This is a genomic window from Streptomyces sp. NPDC002793 (genome assembly GCF_040295485.1).
Lineage (GTDB): Bacteria > Actinomycetota > Actinomycetes > Streptomycetales > Streptomycetaceae > Streptomyces.
The window spans coordinates 140,381-163,799 of sequence record NZ_JBEOVL010000015.1; the positions used below are offsets into that span (position 1 = coordinate 140,381).

The following is a 23,419-nucleotide window of genomic DNA, read 5'->3' on the forward strand; positions in this document are numbered from 1 at the left end:
CGCGGGTATCTCGGCGCCGGTGACGACCTTGCCCAGGAGCCGCGGGGCGAGCGGTCGGTCATGGCCGTTCCCTGGTGCGGCGGCGGCCGGTCGGCAGCGCCACGGGTTCGACGCCCGGCACGACGGTGCTGGTCAGCGTGCCGATGCCCTCGACCGTGAGCGTGACGGTGTCACCGGGCTTCAGCGGCGGCGGGGTCTGCTCGCCGCGCAGGCCCCAGAGTTCGGCGAGACAGCCGCCGTTGCCGCAGGTGCCGGAGCCGAGTACGTCACCGGGCACGACACGGGTGCCGCGTGAGGCGTAGGCGGTCATCTCCTCGAAGGTCCAGCTCATGTGGGAGAGCAGATCCGTGCCGACCGTCACGCCGTTGACCTCGGCGGTCAGGGCGAGGCGCAGGAAGCCCTCGCTGTCGCGGTGGGGCTCCAGCTCGTCGGCGGTCACGAGGTACGGGCCGAGGGTGGTCGCGGTGTCCTTGCCCTTGCAGGGGCCGAGGCCGACCTTCATCTCGGCGGACTGCAGATCCCGGGCGGACCAGTCGTTGAAGACCGTGTAGCCGACGATGTGGTCGCGGGCCCGTTCCGGGGTGAGGTCGCGGCCCTCGCGGCCGATGACGGCGGCCACCTCGAGTTCGAAGTCGAGCACGGTGGAGCCGGGGGGCATCGGGACGCCGTCCTGCGGGCCGTAGATCGCGTGCGGGTTGGTGAAGTAGAAGGTCGGCGCCGCGTACCACTGGTCGGGGACACCGGCGACGCCGTCGACCGAGCGGCGCACCCCTTCGACGTGTTCCTCGAAGGTGACGAAGTCGCGCACCGATGCAGGCTGGAGCGGAGGCAGCAGCCGGACCTGGGACACATGGGGGCCGGCCGGCACGTCGAGTGCCGCCGCGCCCGCTGCGAGCAGTCCGGGCAGACCGTCGGTCTCCACGAGCAGCGCGGTGAGGGAGGTGACGCCGGGCAGGGGATGGAGCGTGCCGTCTTCTTCCACGACGGCCACCCGGTGGCGGTGCTGATGCTGATAGGCGGCGAAGCGCATCGTGCGGCTCCAGGAGGGAGGGCGGGCGTGGGGGCGCCGCGGCCGTGTGGGTGACACGGCCGCAGCGCCCCGCGGGGGAGAGGCCGGGGCTCAGACCGGCGGGGCGATGAACACGCCGCGGTCGGGGTCGTTGAAGGACTCCTTGGCGACGATCTCGTTCATGGCGTTGGCGGTGCCCCACTGGTCGGTGACCTCGGGCTTCGAGAAGTCGTAGACGTGGGGGTGCCAGGTGTCCTCGTCGAGGTTCTCCAGCTCGGTCGTGTACTCGACGGTGTTGCCGTGCGGGTCGAGGAAGTACGTGAAGGTGTTGTCGCCCGCCATGTGCCGTCCGGGCCCCCAGATCTTGCGGAAGCCGGCCCGCATCACCCGGCCGGAGCCGCGCATGTACTCGTCGATGCCGCGCATCTCGAAGGAGACGTGGTGCAGGGCGGTGTGCGGGCCCTGGGCGATCGCCATGGAGTGGTGCTGGTTGCTGATCCGCATGAAGTGCATGACCTCGCCCATGTGCGGCGAGGAGAGCGTGTCGGAGAGGGCGAAGCCGAGATGGCGCTCGTACCACGCCCGGGTGCGGTTCAGGTCGGGCGAGTTGAGGACGACGTGGGAGAGCTTGACCGGGATGGCCTCCTTCTCCTCGATCTTCCGGTGCTGCCGCACCTCGACGTCGGCCGAGACCTCGATGGTGCGGCCGTCGACGTCGAAGAACCGGAAGCCGTACCCGCCGCCCGGGGTGTCCACGGCACCGGGCCGCGAGATCAGCTGGACGCCGCCGGCCAGGAGCCGCTCGGCGAGGGTGTCCACGTCCGCCGGGTTCGCGGCGCCGTAGGAGACGAGGTCGAGGCGCTTCTCCTCGGCCTCGCGCAGCCGTACGACGTACTGCTCGGGAGAGCCCTCGGCGGCGAGGAAGGAGATCCCTGAGTCCTCGGAGACCTTGGTGAGGCCCCAGACGCCGGAGTAGAAGTCGAGCTGCTTGTCGTAGTCCGGCACCGCCAGGTCGACGTGGCGCAGGTGGGTGAGCAGGCGTGCGCTCATGGTGAATTCCTCCTCAGGCGGGGGTGGGGTCGAACAGGGCAGCGGCGTTGTCACCGCGTACGGCGTCGAACGCGGCCCGCGACAGCTCCGCGGCGCGCAGCGCGCCGACCGGGTCCTCGGTGCCCATGTCGAAGGGGTAGTCGGAGCCGAGGAGCACGCGGTCGGCCCCGGCCACCCGGATCAGCTCCCGCAGGACGTGCGGGTCGTGGACGAGCGAGTCGAAGTACAGCCGCTTGAGGTAGCTGCTCGGCGGGTGGGCGCAGCCGGCGCCAGCGTCGGAGCGGGCGGACCAGGCGTGGTCGGAGCGGCCGATGTGGGTGGGGAGGTAGCCGCCGCCGTGGGCGGCGATCAGCTTCAGGCCGGGGTGCCGGTCGAGGACCCCCGAGAAGATGAGGTGGGAGAGGGCGACGGCGTTCTCGGTGGGCTGGCCGACCGTGTTGGACAGGTACCACCGGTCCAGACGCTCGTCGAGCGTGCAGCCGAAGGGGTGCAGGAAGATGATCGCGCCGGTCTCGCCGGCCCGGGACCAGAACGGTTCGTACGCGGGGTCGGACAGTTCCCGCCCCGGGGCGTGGCTGGAGATCTCCACCCCGCGCAGGCCCTGTTCCAGGGCGTGATCGAGGGCGCGCACCGCCAGGTCCGGATGTTGGAGGGGGACGAGTCCGAGTCCGTGGAGCCGGCCGGGGGCGGCCGAGCAGTGCGCGGCCGTCGCCTCGTTGGCGGTCCGGTACACCTTCTCGGCCGTCTCCTCGCCGGCCCAGTAGTGGTAGTGGGAGGGGGAAGGGCTGACCAGTTGGATGTCCACGCCCTGGGCGTCCATCGCGGCCAGGCGTACGGCCGGGTCGGTCATCCGGGGAATCCGTTCGCGCACCATGGGGCCGTTGACGGCGAGAGCCGCGGCTCCGTTACGGCGGGCGTCGAGCTCCTTGGCCTCGGCCAGGCCGGGCAGGCCGGCCACGAGTGCCTCGATCTCGGGCAGCAGGACGTGGGCGTGCACGTCCACGGTCGGTGACGTCACGGCAGCTCCCGCAGCATCGCCATGGTGCGGCCCATCAGGCCCGGGACATCGGCGTCGCGTACGCCGTCGAGCTGCCACTGCCCGATCTGTACGGAGGCCTCGACGACGGGGCGTACGCGGGTGATCCGCCGCTCGTAGTACGCCTGGAACAGGGCGTCGTCCCAGGTGCCCGAGCCGCTCAGCAACTGCGTCAGCACCCAGGCGTCCTCCAGGGACAGGGCGGCGCCCTGAGCGAGGGTGGGCGGGCAGCAGTGGGCGGCGTCGCCGACGAGGACGACCCGGCCGCGGTGCCACGAGCCCTCGACCAGCATGCGGTCGAACCAGGTGTAGTTGACCTGGGCCGGGTCGGTGATCTGCGCGGTGATCTCCGGCCAGTTGCCGCCGTAGGCGGAGGACAGCCGGCGCATCTCGTCGGCGTACGACTCGGCGGGGATCGTGGCGCGGTCGCGGTTGGCCTCGACGACGTACGCGTAGAGCGTGGTGTCGCCGGTGGGGCAGTAACCGGCGATGTAGGCGGGGCCCCCGTAGGCGAGGTCCGTGCGGGACACCCCTGCCGGGCGCGGGACGGCGGCCCGCCAGATGGCCATGCCGGTCGGCTCCGGCGCGGCGGTGATACCGATCGCGGCCCGGGTGGTGGAGCCGAGGCCGTCCGCGGCGATCACCAGGTCGTAGCGGCCCTCGGTGCCGTCGGTGAAGCGGACCGTGACGCCGTCGGCGTCCTGGTCGAAGCTCTCGGCCCGGGTGCCCAGACGGACACGGGCCCCGCTCGCGCGGACCGCCTCGATCAGGATCTGCTGGAGCCGGGGGCGCTGCATGCCGACGGTGGCGGGAAGGTCGTCACCGCCGGTGCGCAGGTCGTCCTGGACATGCAGGACCGTGCCGTCGGGGGCGGTGATTCCGACGGCGCCGAAGCCGGCGCCGGACGCCTTCACCTGGTCCCAGACGCCCAGTTCGCGCAGCACGCGCAGGGCGTTGCCCTGGAGGGTGATGCCGGAGCCAGCGGTCGCGTTCCAGTCGTCCCGGGCCTCGATCAGGTCCACCGCGAAGCCGGCACGGCGCAGCAGGACCGTCGCGGCGTTGCCTGCCGCGCCGCCACCGACGACGAGGATCGTGCGGGTTTCAGTCATAGGGGGAACTCCTTCGTTCCGCTGGTTACTTGACGGCTATCGGGTTGACGGGCGATCCGACCGCGCCGGTGATGGGGAGGGGCGCGGCGACCAGCATGAAGTCGTACACCCCGTCAGCGGCGCAGTCCTCGGCGAGCGCGTCCGGGTCCCACATCTCGCCGATCAGCAGGCCCATGTTGGGGATGGCGACCTGGTGCAGCGGCTGGAAGGCGTGCTCGAACTCGTTGGGACGGACCTCGAACCCCCAGGTGTCCGTGGCGATCGCGGCGATCTCGGAGCCATGGAGCCAGCCCGCGGTGGTGAAGGAGAGGCCGGGCGCGGGCCCGCCCGCGTACTCGCCCCAGCCGTCGCGGCGCGCCCGGGTGAGCCGGCCGGTGCGCACCACCAGGAGGTCACCGCGCCCCACGGTCACGCCGTGGGCGGTGGCGGTCGCCGTCAGGTGCTCCTCGGCGATCGCGAACCCGTCCGGCAGCTCGCCCGCGTCGCCGAACGTCCGCCCCACGTCGAGGAGTACGCCCCGCCCCGCTACGTGCGGCGCCATGTGCTCGATGCCGGTGACCAGGTCGCCGTCGGAGGTGACGACCTGCTCGGCGGGGCGGCCGTTCCACGCCTTGCCGTGGTCGAAGATGTGCCCGAGCCCGTCCCACTGCGTCGAGCACTGCAGCGGCATGGCGATCACGTCGTCGGCGCCGCCGATGCCGTGCGGCAGACCCTGGTTCCCCAGGGCGGCGTCGGTTCCGGTGTCCAGCATGGTGTGCACCGGATTGGTGCGCCGACGCCAGCCGTCCTGCGGGCCGTCGATGTCGAAGCGCTGGGACAGCGAGAAGCTGACGCCCCGCCGGACGAGCGCGGCGCCCTCCCGGCGCTTGGCCTCGTCGAGGAAGTTGAGGGTGCCGAGGACGTCGTCCCGGCCCCAGCGCCCCCAGTTGGAGTACTTCTTCGCCGCCTCGGCTATCGCGCCCTCGGGGTCGGTACGGTCCATGCTCATGAGGCCTCCGTGACACAGCGGGTGCGCTGTGTTCCGAGCCCGGTGACGGTGCTGTCCATGACGTCCCCGTCGCGCAGGAGACGGCCCCAGTGCATGCCGTTCCCGGCGGGTGACCCGGTGAGCACCAGGTCACCGGGGAGGAGGTGGGCGGACTGCGACGCGTAGGAGATCATCCGCGCCACGTCGAAGATCATGTCCTCGGTGGACTCGTCCTGCATGGTCTCGCCGTTGAGCTTCAGTGTGAGGCGCAGGTCGTGGGTGTCCCCGACCGACTCGGTCGGCACGATCCAGGGACCGAGCGGGGTGAACCCCGGGGCGTTCTTGCTGCGCAGCCAGTCGGTGCCGATCTGCGGCATGTCCCGGCGGAACACGGTCGCCCGGTCCGTCAGGTCGTTGGCGATGGTGTAGCCGGCGACGTACGACAGGGCGTCCTCGACGGAGACCTGGTGGGCGGGCCTGCCGATCACCGCGGCCAGCTCCAGCTCCCAGTCCGGCTTCTCGGCCCAGGAGGGGAGCACGACGTCGTCGTACGGACCGGTGACCGCGCTCGGCAGGCCGATGAACACGTACGGCAGGTCGTCGGCCGCCCGGCGGTCCATGATCTCCGCCGCCTCCGCCCGCCGCTCCTCCTCGGGGCGGTCGTCGCCCGGCGCCCGGTGCGCGACGTGCAGGTCGATGACGTGCTGCCGGTAGTTGGCCCCCGACTGGAAGACCTGCCGCGGCTCGACGGGCGCGTGCACCCGGAAGCCGGCCAGCGGGCTGCCGTCGGAGCCGCTCCCGTCGGACAGGGCTCGCAGCCGCGGCAGCGTCGTCTCCCAGCGGTCCAGCAGGTCCCGGACCGTCAACTGCTCCTCGCCGAAGGCGACGCGCAGATCGGTCACCAGGCCTCCGGACGTGACGAGGGCCGGGAAGGCGGGCCCGTCCGGGGCCGACAGGGTGCCGAGGGCGAAGGGGCCGGCGAAGAGCGCGGAAGCGGATGCAGGTTTCACGAACATGTCCTCCTGATTGCGGTGTGACCAATCTGGACCCGCCACCCGCAATCAGGGAAATCGATTCTGTGGATAATCGGTATCCGTCGCGTCTATTCATCCGGACGGCGTCCCACGCGGTCCGGCAGGCGTCCCACGCAGTCCGGGAGGCGCTCCACCGCAGTCCGGCAGGCGTCCCACCGCAGGAGGAGTCCCGTGAATCTGGCCAGCCTCGACCTCAACCTGGTCGTCGCCCTGCGCGCTCTCCTGGAGGAACGCAACGTCACCCGGGCCGGCCGGCGCGTCGGGCTCAGCCAGCCCGCCATGAGCGCCGCCCTGGCCCGGCTGCGACGGCACTTCGACGACGATCTGCTCGCGCGCGTCGGTGGACACTACGAGCTCACCGCGCTCGGCCAGGTCCTCCTCGACCGCACGGCGACGGCGTACGCCGTGCTGGAGCGGCTCTTCGCCAGCCAGGCCGACTTCGACCCGGCCAGGGAGAGCCGCGAGTTCAGGCTGGTCGCGTCCGACTACGCCGTCGCCCTGTTCGGCACCGAACTGGCCCACGTCGTGCACGAGGAGGCGCCCGGCATCCGGCTCCGCTTCACCCAGACCCCCGCCACGGTGGTCGACGACACCGCCGCCCTGCTGAGCGCCACCGACGGCCTGCTCATGCCGCACGGCGTCATCAGCGGCCTCCCCGTCACCGACCTCTACGACGACCGCTGGGTCTTCATCGTCGCGGACGACCACCCGGGCGTCGACGACCGGCTCACCCGCCAGGACCTCGCCCGGCTTCCCTGGGTCACCTACCAGCGCACCTACGACGCCCCCGCCGTGCGGCAGTTGGGCATGCTCGGCATCGAGCCGCGCGTGGAGGTCTCCGTGGACAGTTTCCAGCTGCTCCCGCTCATGGTGGCGGGCACGCGCCGTATCGCGATGATCCAGGCCCGGCTCGCCCAGCTCCTCTCGCCGCTCGCCGCGGTGCGGACCGTGGAACCCCCGTACGAAGCGGTGCCGTTGCGGGAAGCGCTGTGGTGGCATCCCGTGCACACGCACGACGCCGCCCACATATGGCTCCGGGAGACCGCCGCCCGGGTCGGGCGGCGGCTGGGAGGGGCCCCCGAGGTGCCCGGGCCTTGAAGCCCTGATCCCGCGCACCGGTGGAACGGGACACCCGCCCGCTCCGGCAGTCGCGGGATGTGGCGTCCACCACAGCCGGCGCCGTCCGCCGGGCGGTCACGGGCTGCCGGCCCGTGCGGCAGCGGGGGAGGTCGCGGCCCGCCCGCCCGGGGCCCGCCGACCGCTGTGACCCGGGTCTCTACCGCACCGGCCGCATCCGCTGGCACTGTGGTCGGGTCACGGGGGGACGTCCGCTGCCGAACGACAGAGTGAGATGCCATGACCGCGACCGCAGTCGAGAACCGGACCCGCTCCCGCGCCCGCACGGGCGGCCCCGAGGACGGGCCGAAGATCCTGGAACACGTCCTGGGCTGGACGCTCGTCGTCGTCCTCGCCATGTTCGTCACCCAGGCAGGGCTCATGTGACCTGGGGCCGCCGTTCCTGACGGGTGGGGTGAGGCGCCCGCCCGGCACCCCACCCCTGACCCGCCCTGCCGTGCGTGTACCCCGCCGGGGCTAGTTGATGGCCCTGATGAGCTCACCGTCCGTGGTGTCGCCGCTGAGCTCCCAGAAGAAGGTGCCGCCCAGGCCCTGCTGGTCCTTGTACTCCATCTTGGTGGCGATCGTGGCCGGGGTGTCGTAGCTCCACCAGTCGGTGCCGCAGTGGGCGTACGCCGTGCCCGCCACGGTGCCCGTCACGGGGCAGCTGTCCTTGAGGACCTTGTAGTCCTCGATGCCCGCCTCGTACGTACCCGGGGCCGCGCCGGTCGCCGTGCCGCCCGGCTCGGGCTGTGTGACGCCGGTCCAGCCGCGGCCGTAGAAGCCGATGCCCAGCAGCAGCTTCTCCGCCGGGATGCCCAGTCCCTTGAGCTTGGAGATCGCCGCGTCGCTGTCGAAGCCCTCCGTCGGGATGCCCGGGTAGGAGGTCAGCGGTGAGTGCGGAGCTGTCGGCCCCTGCGCCGCGAACGCGCCGAAGAAGTCGTACGTCATCGGGTTGTACCAGTCGAGGTACTGCGCCGCCCCCGCGTAGTCCACCGCGTCGATCTTGCCACCGTCGGACCCGTCCGCGGTGATCGCCGAGGTGATCAGATTGTCGGTGCCGAACGTCGAGCGCAGTGCCGACAGGAGGCCGCCGTAGGCGTCGCGGCCACTGGTGTCGCAGGTCAGGCCGCAGGCGTTCGGGTACTCCCAGTCGATGTCGATGCCGTCGAAGACATCGGCCCAGCGCGGGTCCTCCACCAGGTCGTAGCAGGACTCGGCGAAGGCTGCGGGGTTCCGGGCGGCCTCGGCGAAGCCACCGGACCAGCTCCAGCCGCCGAAGGACCAGATGACCTTCAGATCGGGGTGCAGCTTCTTCAGTTTGCGCAACTGGTTGAAGTTGCCGCGGAGTTCCTGGTCCCAGGTGTCCGCGACACCGTCCACCGACTGGTCGGCCGTGTAGGCCTTCTCGTAGTCGGCGTAGCTGTCCCCGATGGTGCACTTGCCGCCCTGGACGTTGCCGAAGGCGTAGTTGATGTGGGTCAGCTTGTCCGCCGAGCCCGAGGTCTCGATGTTCTTGACGTGGTAATCGCGCTGGTAGACACCCCAGTTGGTGAAGTATCCGACCACCTTGCCACCGGCCGCAGTGGGGGCGGCTCCGTCCGGGGTGGGCGCGGGGGCCTCGGAGGCGGTGGGGGCCGCGCCCGCCGACGACGTACCGGCGACGCCGAGGAGGGCGGCTCCGAGCGCGGCGGTGCAGAGGGTGGCGGCGAGCGCCCGGAGACGGGCGCGAGGACGGTGAAGTCCGGTCATTGTGGCTCCTCGTGGGGGAGGGCTTGAGTGCGGGGGGAAGATGCCCCGGCCCGTCCATCCGGGGATTGGCATGGACGCGATGAGGCATCGGGGGAGACCGTAGGAGGACTAGACCAGTGGGGTCAATGGTGCGGACCAATTTCCCTGATCCCGGCCCCTGTCGACCGGTGACGCGCGCGCTCCGATCGGGCATACTCAACGCGCCACAGCCGCTGACCGGCGCCTCCCGTGATCCGGGCAGGCAGGATCGGCGGAGGAGCCGTAGATTTCCGGGCATCGCCCGGGACCACCCGGCGGCGCCGCGCACACCCCGCGCGCGCGACCGCCGTCACGCCCGACAGGGAGGAGAGCGCCGTCATGTCCGACCGTGCCCCGCAGCCGGTGGAACGCCGTCTGCCCACCGAGGAGTCCCGGCAGCTCGTCGAGCTCGTACGCGACATCGTGTCGAAGGAGATCGCTCCCCGGGCGGCCGAGGAGGAGGAGGCGGGCTTCTTCCCGCGCCCGGTCTTCACCCTGCTGTCCGAATCCGGGCTGCTCGGCCTGCCGTACGACTCCGCGTACGGGGGCGGCGACCAGCCGTACCAGGTCTATCTGCAGGTCCTCGAAGAGCTGGCGGCCGCCCGGCTCACCGTCGGCCTCGGTGTCAGCGTCCACTCGCTGGCCTGCCACGCCCTCGCCGGATACGGAACCGACGAGCAACGGGCCGCCCATCTCCCCGCGATGCTCTCGGGCGGCCTGCTCGGCGCCTACTGCCTCTCCGAGCCGTCCTCGGGCTCCGACGCCGCCTCGCTCCGCACGAAGGCCGTACGGGACGGTGAGGACTGGGTCCTCACCGGAACCAAGGCATGGATCACGCACGGCGGCATCGCCGACTTCTACACGGTGCTGGCCCGGACCGGGGAGGACGGCCCCCGTGGCATCACCGCCTTCCTCGTCCCCGGAGACGCCGAAGGCCTCGGCGCGGCACCGCCCGAGCGGAAGATGGGCATGAAGGGATCACCCACCGCCCAACTGCACTTCGAGGGCGTACGGATCCCGGGCGACCGCCGCATCGGTGACGAGGGGCAGGGCTTCGCCATCGCCCTGTCCGCACTCGACTCGGGGCGGCTGGGGATCGCCGCCTGTGCCATCGGTGTCGCCCAGGCGGCACTCGACCAGGCGATCGGATACGCCACCGACCGGCACCAGTTCGGCCGGCCGATCGCGGACTTCCAGGGGCTGCGCTTCATGCTCGCCGACATGGCGACCCGGATCGAGGCCGGGCGTGCCCTCTACCTGGAAGCCGCCCGGCTCCGCGACACCGGCCTGCCGTTCTCGCGGCAGGCGGCCATGGCCAAGCTGTTCTGCACCGACGCGGCGATGCAGGTGACCACCGACGCGGTCCAGGTGCTCGGGGGCTACGGCTACACGCTCGACTTCCCGGTCGAGCGGCTGATGCGCGAGGCCAAGGTGCTTCAGATCGTCGAGGGCACCAACCAGATCCAGCGCATGGTCATCGCCCGCCACCTCGCGGGTCCCGAGACCCGCTGACCCGCACGGGCCGGTCCGACCGGCCGGGTGTCGTCATGATCCGGTTCCACTCCGGGGCGGCCCGGCCACCGGCCGTCCGGTGCACTGTCCGCACCACGCCGGCCCGGCCGTCGTGGTGCGCGCAGGGAGCCCTACCGGGGCGCGGGAGGGCTCAGGCCGCGTGACGCCGCGCCTGAGGCACGTACCGCAGGGGACGCGAGCCCGGACCGCCGGCGTGGGAGAAGGGCTGCATCCGCCAGTCGAGTCCCTGAGGGAGCGTCAGCAGCAGTGCGGTCTCCTGCTCCTGCGCCTCGAGCGTCTCGTCGGCCGGGCGGGCCCGGGAGGCGTCGCGATTCGTCCCGGGGCAGACGGTGAGGACGAACGGGTTCCACGGCGTGGGGCACAGCGCGTGTTCGGGAAGCACGTCCTCGTCCGCCAGCAGGGCGATCGGCTGTGCGCAGTCCGGGCAGATCACCCGGTACATCTCGAACGTGTCGTACGCGTCGGGAACGGCGTCCTCGTCGGACGCCGCGTAGGCGTCGTCGTCGTCGTGTTCCCGTTCGGTACGTCCGGTCAGCTTCAGGCTCTGCATGGGTCATTCCCCCCTCGGGTGGACCGGCCAGGCGCCTCGGCCTCGGCCACAGCAAGCACTTCCCGCGGGAGGTCGGCCGTAACCGCCGGTCCTGCGGCTACCCACCCGTAAACCTGTGGCATTCGTCACATGCCCCTCGAACGTGCCCTTCCGAGGGTCCCACGGCTGTGCCTGGAGGGCCCGGGGCCATAGGTTGATCCGCATGGAGGAGCTGGACCGTCAGATTGTGGAGTTGCTCGTCAAGGACGGGCGGATGAGCTACACCGACCTGGGCAAGGCCACGGGCCTGTCCACCTCGGCCGTTCATCAGCGCGTCCGCCGGCTGGAGCAGCGCGGGGTGATCAAGGGCTACGCCGCGGTCGTCGACCCCGAGGCCGTCGGCCTGCCCCTCACCGCGTTCATCTCGGTGAAACCCTTCGACCCGAGCGCACCCGACGACATCGCCGAACGGCTCGCCGACGTGCCGGAGTTGGAGGCGTGCCACAGCGTCGCTGGTGACGAGAACTACATCCTCAAGGTGCGGGTCTCCAGCCCCCTGGAGCTGGAACACCTGCTCACCCGGATCCGTACGCTGGCCGGTGTCTCCACCCGCACGACGGTCGTCCTCTCCACGCCCTACGAGGCGCGTCCGCCGCGTATCTGAGGCCCCCCGCCCCCTTCGCGGAGGGGGCGGGGGAGCAACCGGTTCCGCCAGGCGCGAGACTGGTCCCATGACCGAGAGCGCCGCCCCCCAGAGCGAACACCGCACCGTGCTGTTGCGCGGTGGAGACGTCCACAGCCCCGCCGATCCGTTCGCCACCGCGATGGTCGTCGAACGCGGCCATGTCGCCTGGGTGGGCTCCGAGGGAGCCGCCGACGCCTTCGCGAGCGGTGTCGACGAGGTGATCGACCTCGAAGGGTCCCTGGTCACCCCGGCCTTCACCGACTCCCACGTCCACACGACGTCGACCGGACTCGCACTCACGGGGCTGGACCTGTCGGGGGCGCGCACGCTTGCCGAGGCCCTCGGTCTCGTACGTGCGTTCGCAAACGGTCAGCCCGAGGCAGGGGTGATCCTCGGCCACGGATGGGATGCGGCCCGCTGGCCCGAGCGGCGGCCCCCGTCGCGCGCCGAGCTCGACGACGCGGCAGGCGGCAGGGCCGTCTACCTCCCCCGTGTGGACGTCCACTCCGCGGTGGTGACCACGGCGCTCCTGGACCTCGTCCCCGGCGTCACCGGGCTGCCCGGTTACCACCCCGACGCCCCCCTCACGGGCGACGCCCATCACGCGGTGCGGGCGGCCGCCCACGGCGCCGTCACGCCGCGGCAGCGGGCGCGGGCCCAGCGCGCCGCCCTGGCGCACGCCGCCTCGCTGGGAATCGGCACCGTGCACGAGTGCGCGGGTCCCGAGATCTCGGACGAGGAGGACTTCACCGGGCTCCTGGAACTGGCCTCCGAGCAGCCCGGACCCAGGGTCTTCGGCTACTGGGCGGAGCGCGTCGAGGACGCGGAGGGGGCCCGCAGGATCCGTGAGCTCGGGGCCCTCGGCGCGGCCGGTGACCTCTTCGTGGACGGTTCCCTCGGCTCGCACACCGCCCTTCTGCACGAGCCCTACGCCGACGCCCCGCACACCGGCGCGGGCCGGCTCGACGCCGCGCAGATCGCCGCGCACGTGACGGCGTGCACCGAGGCGGGGCTCCAGGCCGGGTTCCACGCCATCGGCGACGCGGCGGTCTCCGCCGTGGTGGCAGGGGTCCGGGCCGCTTCCGAGACCCTCGGGCTCGCCCGGATCCGGGCCGCCAGGCACCGTGTCGAGCATGCGGAGATGCTCACCCCGGAAACCGTCGCGGCCTTCGCCGAACTGGGCCTCACCGCCTCCGTGCAGCCGGCCTTCGACGCGGCCTGGGGCGGTGCCGACGGCATGTACGCCCAGCGCCTGGGCGCCGAGCGCGCCGCGACCCTCAACCCGTACGCGGCGCTCCTCCGTGCCGGGGTGCCCCTCGCCTTCGGCTCCGACAGCCCGGTCACCCCGCTCGACCCCTGGGGGACGGTGCGCGCCGCCGCCCATCACCGCACACCCGGGCACCGGGTCTCCGTACGCGCCGGTTTCACCGCCCACACACGGGGTGGCTGGCGGGCCGTCGGGCGGGACGACGGAGGTGTGCTCGTCCCGGGGGCCCCGGCCGACTACGCCGTCTGGCGGACCGGTGACCTGCTGGTCCAGGCCCCTGACGACCGGGTGGCGCGATGGTCCACCGACCCCCGTTCCGGCACCCCGGGGCTGCCCGATCTCACCCCCGGGGCGGAGCTTCCGGTCTGTCTGCGCACGGTGGTCTTCGGGGAGACCGTCTACGTGAGGCCGAACGAGTGACGTGGGGACATCGCGTACCGCCGATCGAAGACGGGGAGTCTCTCCCGCCACCTGCGAGTCCTCGGCGCTGACCAGGCGTTTTCCGGAGAAACAGCAGGTCGGGCGACTGTTGACAGAAAGCGCCCACGGGCCGGTAGGTTCGGCCGGGTCCACCACTGGACGTCCGACCGGTCGAACCTCCACGCAGTCGTCGAACGCCGCTGGGTCATGGGGTGGTGTGCCGCACCGGCGCACCACCACTGACAGCCAGGTTCAGCGCCCGCGCCTCGGGGGCGAGGGAGAGTTCGGTCCGGACGGCAGGTGCGACCCGGGTGGGGCCCGGAGGTTCAGTAGACAACGGCTCTCGGTCGACCCGCAGCCAGCGGGTCCCAGGTCGGCCCGAAGGACGCCGGGCCCCGATCCGCACCGCCGTCCTTCTGTCCGCAGTTCCACGCTTCTGTCCAGGCGCCACACGCCACCCCGCGACCGCGTCGGCGCCCGGCCGTGCCGTGCTGGATATGGTGTGCACCTGCGTACGGACTTTAAGGGGCAGTAGTGAACGACGGCGGTCAGAGGCAGTTCGGCCCGCTCGGCAGGGTCTTGGTGATCATTCCGACCTACAACGAGGCCGAGAACGTCAAGCTGATCGTCGCCCGGGTGCGCGCCGCCGTTCCGGAAGCGGACGTCCTCGTCGCCGACGACAACAGCCCCGACGGCACCGGCAAGGTCGCCGACGAGCTGGCGGCCGGTGACAGCCAGGTGCACGTCCTGCACCGCGAGGGCAAGGAAGGGCTCGGCGCCGCCTATCTCGCGGGTTTCCGCTGGGGCTCCGAACACGGCTACGGCGTCCTGGTCGAGATGGACGCGGACGGCTCGCACCAGCCGGAGGAGCTGCCCCGGCTCCTCACCGCCCTGAAGGGTGCCGACCTGGTCCTCGGCTCGCGCTGGGTCCCCGGCGGCCGGGTGGTCAACTGGCCCAGGCACCGCGAGATGATCTCGCGCGGCGGCAGCCTCTACTCCCGGATGCTGCTGGGCCTCGCGGTGCGGGACGTCACCGGCGGTTACCGGGCCTTCCGTACCGAGACGCTCGATCACCTCGGCCTCGACGAGGTCGCCTCGCAGGGCTACTGCTTCCAGGTCGACCTCGCCCGGCGGGCCGTCGAGGCGGGCTGTCATGTCGTCGAGGTGCCGATCACCTTCATGGAGCGGGAGATCGGTGACTCCAAGATGAGCCGCGACATCCTCGTCGAGGCTCTGTGGCGCGTCACCGGCTGGGGCATCACCGGCCGGGCCAACAAGGTACTGGGCCGCAAGGCCCCCTGACCGCCCGGCGGCGGCCTGGTGATCACCCCCTTACGCCGTTCGCACGCCCGTACAGGCACACTGGGGGCATGACGACCGGCACTCCGCCTCCGACCCGTCCCCGGCGCTCGCGCGCCCGCACCCTCCTGCCGCTGGGCGTCGCCGCCTGGCTGGTGCTGGAGATCTGGCTGCTCACCGTGGTGGCCGGTGCGGCGAACGGCTTCACCGTGCTGCTGATCCTGGTCGCCGGTGCCGTGCTCGGCGCGACGGTGATCAAGCGGGCGGGCCGGCGGGCCTTCCGCAACCTCACCGAGACCCTTCAGCAGATGCCGGGGCAGCCCGGCGCCCCCGCGGGGGGTCCTGTCGCGCCTCCGGCCGGGAGCAAGGGCAACGGCTTCCTGATGCTGGGCGGCCTGCTCCTGATGATCCCCGGAGTGATCTCCGACGCGGCGGGGCTCCTGCTCCTGCTGCCCCCGGTCCGCTCCGCTCTCGGACGCGCCGTGGAACGCTCCCTGGAGCGCCGGATGCGGGCGGCTTCGCCGGGGGGCCTCCAGGACGTCTTCCAGCAGGCTCGTATCCACCGTCCGGACGGCAAGGTGGTCCAGGGCGAGGTCATCCGTGAGGACGGCACGCCCGGGCGACGGCGCCCCGACGACGGCCGGGGCGCGGACCGCCCGCCGCTGATTTCCTGAGCCGGGCGGGCGGCGACGGCGAAGGAGCCGCAGCCCGTGAAGAGGTGACAAGAGCCGCGGGCCGCGACACATGTTCTGTGTCGCGGCCCGCGGCTCTTGTGCGGTGCGGTGATACGCGGTCAGGCAGACTTCCTGCTGTCCCGCGGGTGCACGGCAATGTTCATGGCGCCGGAGCGCAGGACCGCCAGCCTCTCGGCCAGCACTTCCTCGAGCTCCTCGCGGGTCCGTCGCTCCATGAGCATGTCCCAGTGCGTACGCGCAGGCTTGCCCTTCTTCTCTTCGGGGCCGTCCCCGTCCACCAGAAGTGCCGTGGCGCCGCACGCCTTGCACTCCCACTCCGCCGGAATTTCCGCCTCTACCGAGAACGGCATCTCAAATCGATGTCCGTTCGGGCATGCGTACTCCACCGCCTGGCGCGGGGCCAGATCGATGCCGCGGTCCGTCTCGTAGCTGGTAACCACGAGTCGCGTACCGCGGAGAGCTCGCTCACTCATGAATCGTGCCTCCCGGGCTTGTCGCCCACAGGACAGGTGTCGCTGTCGTCGTCATCCGGTCAACGTCCGGTCGGCGGCAAAGATTCCCGTTGCCGGTCATGCGTCGCCCGTCGTGCCGCTGCTTTGTCTGGGTCCACTACCCACCGGTGCCCGGTTTGTCACCTTTGGTCGAAGCTGTCACCCGAGGGTTCGGCTTCTTCCGCTCGCAGTAACGGTCCGCCGAGCACACCAAAGGCGTACACTACCGGCCTTTCACTTCAACGTCTAAATCCGGTCCGGCACGGGATTGCCCGCGGCGGCCACCGCGGCCCGCACGGGAACCCTCGCCAGGAGCACGGCGCCGAGCGCGAAGAAGAGCACCAGGGACAGGATCGCGTCACGGTAACTGCCGGTGAGCTGATAGCCGAGGCCGAAGACCAGGGGCCCCAGCCAGCTCAGTCCGCGGTCGCTCATCTCGTAGGCGGAGAAGTACTCCGCCTCCTTCCCGCGCGGCACCAGATGTGAGAACAGCGACCGCGAGAGGGCCTGGCTGCCGCCCATCACCAGGCCGATCGCCGCCGCCAGGACGTAGAAGAACACCGGAGCGTCGGCGGGCAGCGCGTACGCCGCGGCGAGGATCAGCGTCCAGACGGCCAGGGAGACGAGGATCGTGCGCTTGGCTCCGTACCGCCGGGCGAGTCGCGCCATCCCCAGCGCACCCGCCACGGCGAGGACCTGTACCAGCAGCACCGCGGTGATCAGGGTCGTCTGGTCGAGGCCGAGTTCCTCGGAGCCGTACAGGGAGGCCTGGGAGATCACCGTCTGGATGCCGTCGTTGTAGACCAGATAGGCGAGCAGGAAGGACAGGGTGAGCGGGTGACGGCGCATGTCGCGCAGGGTCGCCCGCAGCTGCCGCCAGCCCGAGCCGACCGCGCCGTCGCCGCCGGGCGCCACCCGGCGGTCACGCAGCCGCCGCAGCGGTACGAGGGCGAAGGCGCCCCACCACACGCCGGCCGACGCGATGCAGACGCGGACCGCGTCGGACTCGGCCAGACCGAAGGACTCGTGGCCCGTGTAGAGGATCAGGTTCAGGACGAGGACGAAGGCGCCCGAGGTGTACCCGAAGGCCCAGCCGCGGGAGGAGACGGCGTCGCGTTCCTCCGGGGTGGCGATCTGCGGCAGGTACGCGTTGTACAGGGCCATCGACACGGAGATCGAGGCGTTCGCCACGATGAGCAGGAAGGCCCCCAGCAGATAGCGGTGGCCCTCCAGGAAGAACATGCAGGCCGTCGCCGTCGCGCCCGTGTACGCGGCCGCCGCCAGCAGGGGCTTCTTGCGGCCCGTGCGGTCCGCCGCGGCACCCACGACCGGCATCACGATCACGGCCACGACGATGGACACCGACACGGTGTACGCGAAGAGTGAGCCCGCACGCACGGGTATGCCCAGCGGATGCACGTACCCCTCCGCGTCGGCGGCCGCCTTGGCTATCGACGTCAGATAGGGGCCGAGGAAGACCGTCACGACGCTGGTGGAATAGACGGAGCAGGCGAAGTCGTAGAAGTACCAGCCGCGTTGCTCTCGCCTGCGTGCGGCGGCCTCGGCCGGCTGTCCGGCCGGCTCCACCGTTCCTGCGGTACCGGTGCTCACACCGCGCCCCCTCGTTCGTCCCCTGCGGACGCGGCGGGTCCCGGCGTCAGGCCCAGGCCCCCCGCTCGCTCAGCACCGTACGCAGCGTCTCGATGTGATCGGTCATGATGCCATCCACCCCGAGGTCCAGGAGCGCCGCCATCCGTTCCGGTTCGTTGACCGTCCAGACGTGCACCTGCAGGCCGCGGGCGTGCGCCGTGCGGACGAAGTTCCGGTCGACGACGCGGACGCCGTTCTGGCTCTCCGGGACCTGCGCGCAGACGGCGCCCGCCCGGAGGGCCGCCGGGATGCCGTACGAGCGCAGCCGCAGGCCGAGCACGCCGCGCACCCCGTAGGAGGTGGCCAGGCGAGGGCCCGCGAGACGGTGCGCCCTGGCCACGCGCGCCTCCGAGAAGGAACCCACGCACACCCGGTCCCACGCGTCGGTCCTGCGGATCAGATCGATGAGCGGTGCGAGGGCGGGCTCCGCCTTGATGTCCACGTTCCAGCGGGCGTCGGGGAACTCCGCCAGCAGCTCCTCGAAGAGGGGCAGCGGCTCACTGCCGGCCACCCTCGCCCGGCGCACCTCGCTCCAGGGAAGCCGGGCTATCCGTCCCCGGGAGTCCGTCACCCGGTCCAGGGTCGGGTCGTGGAAGGCCACCAGGCGGCCGTCCGCGGTGGCGTGCACATCGGTCTCGAAATAGCGGTAGCCGGCTCCGGCCGCGCGCCGGAACGCGGCCGCGGTGTTCTCCAAGCCGTCCGCCGCCCCGCCTCGGTGGGCGAAGGCAATCGTCGAAGGGTGGTCCAGATAGGGGTGGCGCCCCGAAGTCGCTGCGGTCACCGCGGAAGTATCGCCTCTCGCGGTGTCCGGCCGGCAACGGCGGCGGTGCGCCCGTCCGGCGCGGGAAGGTCGAAGAGGCGCAGGAAGAGCTGGGCGAGCGGACCGATGGCCAGGGCGTACAGGACCGTGCCCACGCCGAGTGAACCGCCGAGCAGGAAGCCGGTCACGACCACGGCCACCTCGATCGCCGTACGCACCAGCCTGATGGAGCGGCCCGTGAGCCGGTTGAGTCCCGTCATCAGACCGTCACGCGGCCCCGGGCCGAAGCGCGCGGAGATGTACAGGCCGGTGGCGGCACCGTTGAGCACGATGCCCGCCACCATCGCGGGTATCTGCGCCCCGAGGCCGTGCACCTCGGGGACGAGGGCGAGAGTGCCGTCCATGGCGATGCCGACGGCGAACACGTTGGAGACGGTTCCGAGGCCCGGGCGCTGCCTGATCGGTATCCACAGGAGGAGGACGACCGCCCCGACGACGATCGAGACGACCCCGATGGAAATGCCGGTGCGCTCCGCGAGCCCCTGGTGCAGCACTCCCCATGGTTCCAGGCCGAGTCCGGCGCGGACCAGCAGCGCCGAACTCGCGCCGTACAGGGCCAGACCCACGTACAGGTGGATGAGCCTCCGGGGGAGCCGGGCGCCGCTCCTGGCGGTGGTTTCGGACACGTGGTGCCTCCGGTGTGGTGGTGCGAGTGGACTGCTCCGTGACACTCTGTGGCAGGGGATTGGCTGCCAACTATGGCCAATCCGAGGAAGGTGGACTGATTCGTATGGCGCAGTGGACTTCGACCGTCGGTGCGGCGCAGCTCGCCCGTCAGCTCCAGGGCCAGCAGGCGCGTCCCCCGGCGCCGGGCGTCCGCAAGCCGCCCGCCTACCGCGCCCTCGCCGACGGGGTGCGTCTGCTCGTCCTGGAAGGCCGGGTCCCGGTCGCCGCGCGGCTCCCCGCCGAACGGGAGCTCGCCCTGGCGCTGTCCCTCAGCCGGACCACCGTCGCGGCCGCCTACGAGGCGCTGCGCGCCGAGGGGTTCCTGGAGTCTCGCCGCGGTGCGGGCAGCTGGACCGCCGTGCCGGCGGGCAACCCGCTGCCCGCCCGGGGCCTCGAACCGCTGCCCCCGGAATCGCTCGGCTCCATGATCGACCTGGGGTGCGCCTCGCTCCCCGCCCCGGAACCGTGGCTGACCCGGGCCGTCCAGGGCGCGCTGGAGGAGCTGCCGCCGTACGCGCACACGCACGGCGACTACCCGGCCGGACTTCCCGCGCTACGGCAGATGATCGCGGACCGTTACACCGGGCACGGCATCCCCACGATGCCCGAGCAGATCATGGTCACGACGGGGGCGATGGGCGCCATCGACGCCATCTGTCATCTCTTCGCCGGCCGCGGTGAGCGCATCGCCGTGGAGTCCCCGAGCTACGCCAACATCCTCCAGCTCATGCGCGAGGCCGGCGCCAGGCTGGTGCCCGTGGCGATGGAGGAGGGCCTCGGCGGCTGGGACATGAGCCGCTGGCGGCAGGTCCTGAGGGACGCGGCGCCCAGACTGGCCTATGTCGTCGCCGACTTCCACAACCCCACCGGTGCCCTGGCGGACGAGCAGCAGCGCCGTGCCCTGGTCGAGGCGGCCCGTTCGGCGGGCACGGTCCTGGTGGTCGACGAGACGATGCACGAACTGCGCCTGGACGCGGACGTGGCGATGCCCCGCAGGGTCTGCGCGTTCGACCCGGCCGGCAGCACCGTCCTGACCGTCGGCTCCGCGAGCAAGGCCTTCTGGGCGGGCATGCGCATCGGCTGGGTGCGGGCCGCCCCGGACGTCATCCGCAGCCTGGTCGCGGCACGTGCGTACGCCGACATGGGGACCCCGGTGCTGGAACAGCTCGCCATCAACTGGCTGCTGCGGACGGGCGGCTGGGAGCAGGCGGTGGAGGTCCGGCGTGAGCAGGCGCGGCAGAACAGGGACGACCTGGTGCGGGCGCTGCGCCGGGAGCTCCCGGAGTGGGAGTTCGAGGTGCCGGCCGGCGGACTCACCCTGTGGGTGCGCACCGGCGGACTCTCCGGGTCCCGGCTGGCCGTGGCGGGCGAGCGGGTCGGCGTCCGCGTCCCGTCGGGGCCGCGCTTCGGGGTCGACGGGGCCTTCGAGGGCTATGTGCGGCTGCCCTTCACCGTCGGCGGCCCGCTGGCGGACGAGGCGGCGCTCCGGCTCGCCGCGGCCGCCGAGCTGGTCGGTTCCGGGGCGAGCACGGGAGCCGAGGCGCCCCGGACCTTCGTGGCCTGAGGCGCCGGGGCTGTTCACCCCTCGGCGGCGGCCGGCGTCCCGATCAGCCGGTCCGCGTGGACGGACACGGGCTCGGCGGCGGGTTCGGGTGCTGCCTGTTCCGTCGTCGGCGCCCCGCCCGGCAGCAGGCCGAGCACAGCCCGGCGGTGCGCCTCGTTCGTGGCCTCGTCGTTCGGGTCCGGGGTGGCGGGTACCTGGAGCCGCAGGACCGGCCCGCTGCCCAGCCGGGTGTAGCCGCGCCCCGGCGGGACGTCGGGGGTGGGCGTGGTGTGCGGCCGGGCGCCCAGGACCGCCTCGACCTGTTCACGGTCCGCCGGGCCGAGGACGGCGCGCGCCCTGGTGTGGGTCCGCACGGTCTCGGTGAGGGAGTCCAGGCTGTCGAACGCTTCCGCGACGACCACCGTCACCCCGGCCGCGCGGCCGTGCCGCAACGGCACCTGGAGCAGTTCCTGAGGATCCTGCCTGCCGTCGGCGGCGGCCAGGTGGCCCAGGGCGCTCGGGCGGTCCAGCAGGATCCAGAGGGGGCGTTTGATGTCCTCGGGCTCGGGGTGCCCGGCCTGGCGGGACCGGTTGGCGGCGATGAGCCGCCGCTCGGTCTCGTGCGCGGCCCATTCGAGTGTCGCGAGAGCCCCGGCCAGACCGCACTCCACGGCCAGTACGCCGTCCCGGCCGGTCAGGAAGCCGTACTCGCCGGTGCCGCCGCCCTCCACGACGAGGATGTCGCCGTGCTGGAGGGCCTGCAGGGCGAGCGAGCGCATCAGGGTCGTGGTGCCGCTTCCTGGGTGCCCGGCGATCAGCAGATGGGGTTCCGTCGAACGGGCGCCGGTGCGCCAGATCACCGGGGAGGCGTCCCGCGTCACCTCACCGTCCTGGACCGGAACGGTGCGCCGGACCGCGTCGGCGTCGGTGAAACCCAGCACGGTCTCGCCGGGTGCGGTGACGAAGCGCTGGGCGGCGAGGGTGGTGGGGAGCGCGGCGAGCACCGTCATGAGGAGGTGGTTGTTCTCCTCGTCCCAGGCGAAGTGGTATTCGCGGCCACGGCCCGACTTCGCGTGGAGCACCTGTTCGATCCGGGCGCGGGACGCGGGATCGCCGTCGGTGAAGTACGCCGGATAGTTCACCTGGAGCCGGGTGAGGCGCCCGTTGCCGTCGAACTCGTACGACGTACCGAAGGCCTTCTCCCAGTCGCCGCCGTGGGAGAACAGCGGACCGGGGTCGTCGGCCACGGAGAAGTGCGGCACCAGCGCCTCGTAGAGCGCCTGGAGCCGTGCGGCCCCCGCCTCGCCGGGGCCGGTACTCGCGGGGGTGCGGTCGCGCCCCCGCCACGCGGCGGCGCCCATCACCGAGATCAGGGCCAGAAGAGGCCCGTAGGGGATGAGCGCCACCACCAGGACACAGGCCGCGGCCAGGAACAGCACGTGTCCGCGCCGGTCCTTGGGCGTCGCGGCCCACTTCTGCCGCCCTGCTCCCGCCAGCAGCCGCAGACCGCGGGTGACCGTGATCAGCGGCTGGAGGACGTCGGTGGCGTTGTCGGCGGCCGTGCGCGCGATCTCACGGCTGCGGGTGATCGAGGTGCTGCCGCTGCTCAGAATGCGGGGGAGTGGTCGCCGGGCCACGTCGGTCTCCTGAGGTGGTGGGTGCGGTCGGGGGCGTCAGAACTTGATCCCGCCCAGCATGCTGGCGAGGCTCGCCCCGCCGGCGGTGATGCTCGGGGCGATGGCCGTGCCGGCCAGGTAGAAGCCGAACAGGGCGCAGATGAGGGCGTGCGAGGCCTTGAGCCCGTCCTTCTTGAAGAAGAGGAAGACGATGATGCCGAGCAGTACCACGCCCGAGATGGAGAGGATCATGAGCGGTTCTCCTGGTTGAGGGGACAGTCACCATGAGTACTTCCAGGATCACAAGATGTATCTATACGATAAAAGGTGCAAGTGGGTGAACAGTGATCCATTTCACCCGACCGGTGGGCGAAAAATGCTTGCCCGGAAGTTCCGGGAGCCGCACGGGCCCTGTCCCCGCCGGAAAGTGCCGCCCGTCACCGTGATCTTCCGCCGCTCCGGGGCAGGCTGACGGCTGACCGGAGCAGTACCCTGTCGATTCACTCGTACGGCCCCCGCCGTACCCCCACCAGGCCGGTAACGGCCGAAACGGCCATGGAAGGCGGTCCGTCCGATGAGCGAAACCCCCGATCCCGAGGTGGTCGAGCTGGCGACCAAGGTCTTCGACCTGGCCCGCCGCGGCGAGAGCGACACGCTCGCCGCCTACGTCGACGCGGGTGTCCCCGCGAACCTCACCAACGACCGGGGCGACTCCCTGCTCATGCTCGCCGCCTACCACGGGCACGCGCCCGCCGTCGTCGCCCTCGCGGCGCGTGGCGCCGACCCGGACCGGGCCAACGACCGGGGGCAGACACCGTTGGCCGGAGCCGTCTTCAAGGGTGAGCGTGACGTGATCGACGCGCTGCTCGCCGCAGGCGCCGACCCGGCCGCCGGAGCACCCTCCGCCCTGGACACCGCGCGCATGTTCGGCAAGGACGACCTGCTGGAACTCTTCGGTGCGCGCTGAGACACCGGCCGGCCGGTGCGTCGTAAATGTGGTCGCGTCGGCGAAATGGCTGGGTCATCATGACGTCGCGGGTCCGTTTCGGGCCACCGACGAGAGGCAGAGGAAGATGAGCACCAGGCAGAAGACGGCGGTCGGCCGATCATGTTG

At 71.9% G+C, this 23,419-nt stretch carries 23 protein-coding genes; 9 read left to right on the plus strand and 14 right to left on the minus strand.

The window, feature by feature from the left end; genetic code table 11:
• Positions 1-58: 58 nt before the first annotated feature.
• The 6 genes from ABT001_RS17480 to ABT001_RS17505 all read right to left on the minus strand — a co-directional run bounded on the left by ABT001_RS17480 (position 59) and on the right by ABT001_RS17505 (position 6,187).
• Positions 59-1,030: a fumarylacetoacetate hydrolase family protein gene (locus ABT001_RS17480; RefSeq protein WP_351277894.1), complete on the minus strand. Its 972-nt coding sequence runs from the start codon at positions 1,028-1,030 to the stop codon at positions 59-61.
• Between the two features lie 90 nt (positions 1,031-1,120).
• Positions 1,121-2,059 carry a VOC family protein gene (locus tag ABT001_RS17485; protein ID WP_351277896.1) on the minus strand — a complete coding sequence of 313 codons (939 nt, stop codon included), beginning with the start codon at positions 2,057-2,059 and terminating at the stop codon, positions 1,121-1,123.
• Between the two features lie 13 nt (positions 2,060-2,072).
• The gene (locus ABT001_RS17490; RefSeq protein WP_351277899.1) at positions 2,073-3,077 is read right to left on the minus strand and encodes an amidohydrolase family protein; all 1,005 of its coding nucleotides are present in this window, start codon (positions 3,075-3,077) and stop codon (positions 2,073-2,075) included.
• On the minus strand, positions 3,074-4,204 hold the full coding sequence (locus tag ABT001_RS17495) for an FAD-dependent oxidoreductase (RefSeq protein ID WP_351277901.1): 1,131 nt from the start codon (positions 4,202-4,204) through the stop codon (positions 3,074-3,076). The genes ABT001_RS17490 and ABT001_RS17495 overlap by 4 nt, the downstream gene beginning before the upstream one ends.
• A 25-nt stretch (positions 4,205-4,229) precedes the next feature.
• Positions 4,230-5,192: a cyclase family protein gene (locus tag ABT001_RS17500; protein WP_351277903.1), complete on the minus strand. Its 963-nt coding sequence runs from the start codon at positions 5,190-5,192 to the stop codon at positions 4,230-4,232.
• Positions 5,189-6,187 carry a fumarylacetoacetate hydrolase family protein gene (locus tag ABT001_RS17505; protein ID WP_351277906.1) on the minus strand — a complete coding sequence of 333 codons (999 nt, stop codon included), beginning with the start codon at positions 6,185-6,187 and terminating at the stop codon, positions 5,189-5,191. The genes ABT001_RS17500 and ABT001_RS17505 overlap by 4 nt, the downstream gene beginning before the upstream one ends.
• 189 nt (positions 6,188-6,376) lie before the next feature.
• Here ABT001_RS17505 and ABT001_RS17510 point away from each other — a divergent pair, with 189 nt between their 5' ends.
• A complete protein-coding gene (locus ABT001_RS17510) occupies positions 6,377-7,303 on the plus strand; it encodes a LysR family transcriptional regulator (protein ID WP_351277908.1) in 927 nt (308 codons plus the stop codon).
• 258 nt (positions 7,304-7,561) lie between these two features.
• Positions 7,562-7,708, plus strand: a complete 147-nt coding sequence (locus ABT001_RS17515; RefSeq protein ID WP_351277911.1) for an SCO1431 family membrane protein — start codon at positions 7,562-7,564, stop codon at positions 7,706-7,708.
• Between the two features lie 90 nt (positions 7,709-7,798).
• Here ABT001_RS17515 and ABT001_RS17520 read toward each other — a convergent pair whose 3' ends face one another.
• Positions 7,799-9,073 (minus strand): glycoside hydrolase family 18 protein, encoded by a 1,275-nt coding sequence (locus ABT001_RS17520; protein WP_351277913.1) that lies wholly within the window; start codon positions 9,071-9,073, stop codon positions 7,799-7,801.
• A gap of 357 nt (positions 9,074-9,430) precedes the next feature.
• On the opposite strand from ABT001_RS17520, the gene ABT001_RS17525 reads away from it, so the two are divergent.
• Positions 9,431-10,603: an acyl-CoA dehydrogenase family protein gene (locus ABT001_RS17525; protein ID WP_351277915.1), complete on the plus strand. Its 1,173-nt coding sequence runs from the start codon at positions 9,431-9,433 to the stop codon at positions 10,601-10,603.
• A gap of 151 nt (positions 10,604-10,754) precedes the next feature.
• Here ABT001_RS17525 and ABT001_RS17530 read toward each other — a convergent pair whose 3' ends face one another.
• Positions 10,755-11,174, minus strand: coding sequence for a hypothetical protein (locus tag ABT001_RS17530; RefSeq protein WP_351277917.1), 420 nt, complete (start codon positions 11,172-11,174; stop codon positions 10,755-10,757).
• A gap of 202 nt (positions 11,175-11,376) precedes the next feature.
• Between ABT001_RS17530 and ABT001_RS17535 the strand changes: the two genes are divergently transcribed.
• From ABT001_RS17535 to fxsA, 4 genes are all read left to right on the plus strand, one after another.
• Positions 11,377-11,817 carry an Lrp/AsnC family transcriptional regulator gene (locus ABT001_RS17535; protein ID WP_351277919.1) on the plus strand — a complete coding sequence of 147 codons (441 nt, stop codon included), beginning with the start codon at positions 11,377-11,379 and terminating at the stop codon, positions 11,815-11,817.
• 67 nt (positions 11,818-11,884) lie between these two features.
• Complete coding sequence (locus ABT001_RS17540) at positions 11,885-13,525, plus strand: amidohydrolase (RefSeq protein ID WP_351277922.1); 1,641 nt, start codon at positions 11,885-11,887, stop codon at positions 13,523-13,525.
• Positions 13,526-14,059: 534 nt separating this feature from the next.
• Positions 14,060-14,827: a polyprenol monophosphomannose synthase gene (locus tag ABT001_RS17545; RefSeq protein WP_351277924.1), complete on the plus strand. Its 768-nt coding sequence runs from the start codon at positions 14,060-14,062 to the stop codon at positions 14,825-14,827.
• Positions 14,828-14,895: 68 nt separating this feature from the next.
• A complete protein-coding gene (gene fxsA, locus ABT001_RS17550; protein ID WP_351277927.1) occupies positions 14,896-15,498 on the plus strand; it encodes an FxsA family membrane protein in 603 nt (200 codons plus the stop codon).
• Between the two features lie 119 nt (positions 15,499-15,617).
• On the opposite strand, the gene ABT001_RS17555 is transcribed toward fxsA, so the two are convergent.
• The 4 genes from ABT001_RS17555 to yczE form a co-directional block, all read right to left on the minus strand.
• Positions 15,618-15,992 carry an RNA polymerase-binding protein RbpA gene (locus tag ABT001_RS17555; RefSeq protein ID WP_078598328.1) on the minus strand — a complete coding sequence of 125 codons (375 nt, stop codon included), beginning with the start codon at positions 15,990-15,992 and terminating at the stop codon, positions 15,618-15,620.
• 264 nt (positions 15,993-16,256) lie between these two features.
• A complete protein-coding gene (locus tag ABT001_RS17560; protein ID WP_351277930.1) occupies positions 16,257-17,621 on the minus strand; it encodes an MFS transporter in 1,365 nt (454 codons plus the stop codon).
• Positions 17,622-17,667: 46 nt separating this feature from the next.
• Positions 17,668-18,441 carry a glycerophosphodiester phosphodiesterase family protein gene (locus ABT001_RS17565; protein WP_351277933.1) on the minus strand — a complete coding sequence of 258 codons (774 nt, stop codon included), beginning with the start codon at positions 18,439-18,441 and terminating at the stop codon, positions 17,668-17,670.
• On the minus strand, positions 18,438-19,106 hold the full coding sequence (gene yczE / locus ABT001_RS17570) for a membrane protein YczE (protein WP_351277935.1): 669 nt from the start codon (positions 19,104-19,106) through the stop codon (positions 18,438-18,440). The genes ABT001_RS17565 and yczE overlap by 4 nt, the downstream gene beginning before the upstream one ends.
• Before the next feature lie 104 nt (positions 19,107-19,210).
• On the opposite strand from yczE, the gene ABT001_RS17575 reads away from it, so the two are divergent.
• Positions 19,211-20,710, plus strand: coding sequence for an SCO1417 family PLP biosynthesis transcription factor (locus tag ABT001_RS17575; RefSeq protein WP_351277937.1), 1,500 nt, complete (start codon positions 19,211-19,213; stop codon positions 20,708-20,710).
• A gap of 14 nt (positions 20,711-20,724) precedes the next feature.
• On the opposite strand, the gene ABT001_RS17580 is transcribed toward ABT001_RS17575, so the two are convergent.
• Both ABT001_RS17580 and ABT001_RS17585 read right to left on the minus strand, forming a co-directional pair.
• Positions 20,725-22,326 (minus strand): hypothetical protein, encoded by a 1,602-nt coding sequence (locus ABT001_RS17580; RefSeq protein WP_351277940.1) that lies wholly within the window; start codon positions 22,324-22,326, stop codon positions 20,725-20,727.
• A gap of 36 nt (positions 22,327-22,362) precedes the next feature.
• Entirely contained in the window at positions 22,363-22,557 is a 195-nt protein-coding gene (locus tag ABT001_RS17585; protein ID WP_014044751.1) for a hypothetical protein, read from the minus strand.
• Positions 22,558-22,879: 322 nt separating this feature from the next.
• On the opposite strand from ABT001_RS17585, the gene ABT001_RS17590 reads away from it, so the two are divergent.
• Entirely contained in the window at positions 22,880-23,272 is a 393-nt protein-coding gene (locus tag ABT001_RS17590; RefSeq protein ID WP_351277942.1) for an ankyrin repeat domain-containing protein, read from the plus strand.
• Positions 23,273-23,419 lie beyond the last annotated feature (147 nt).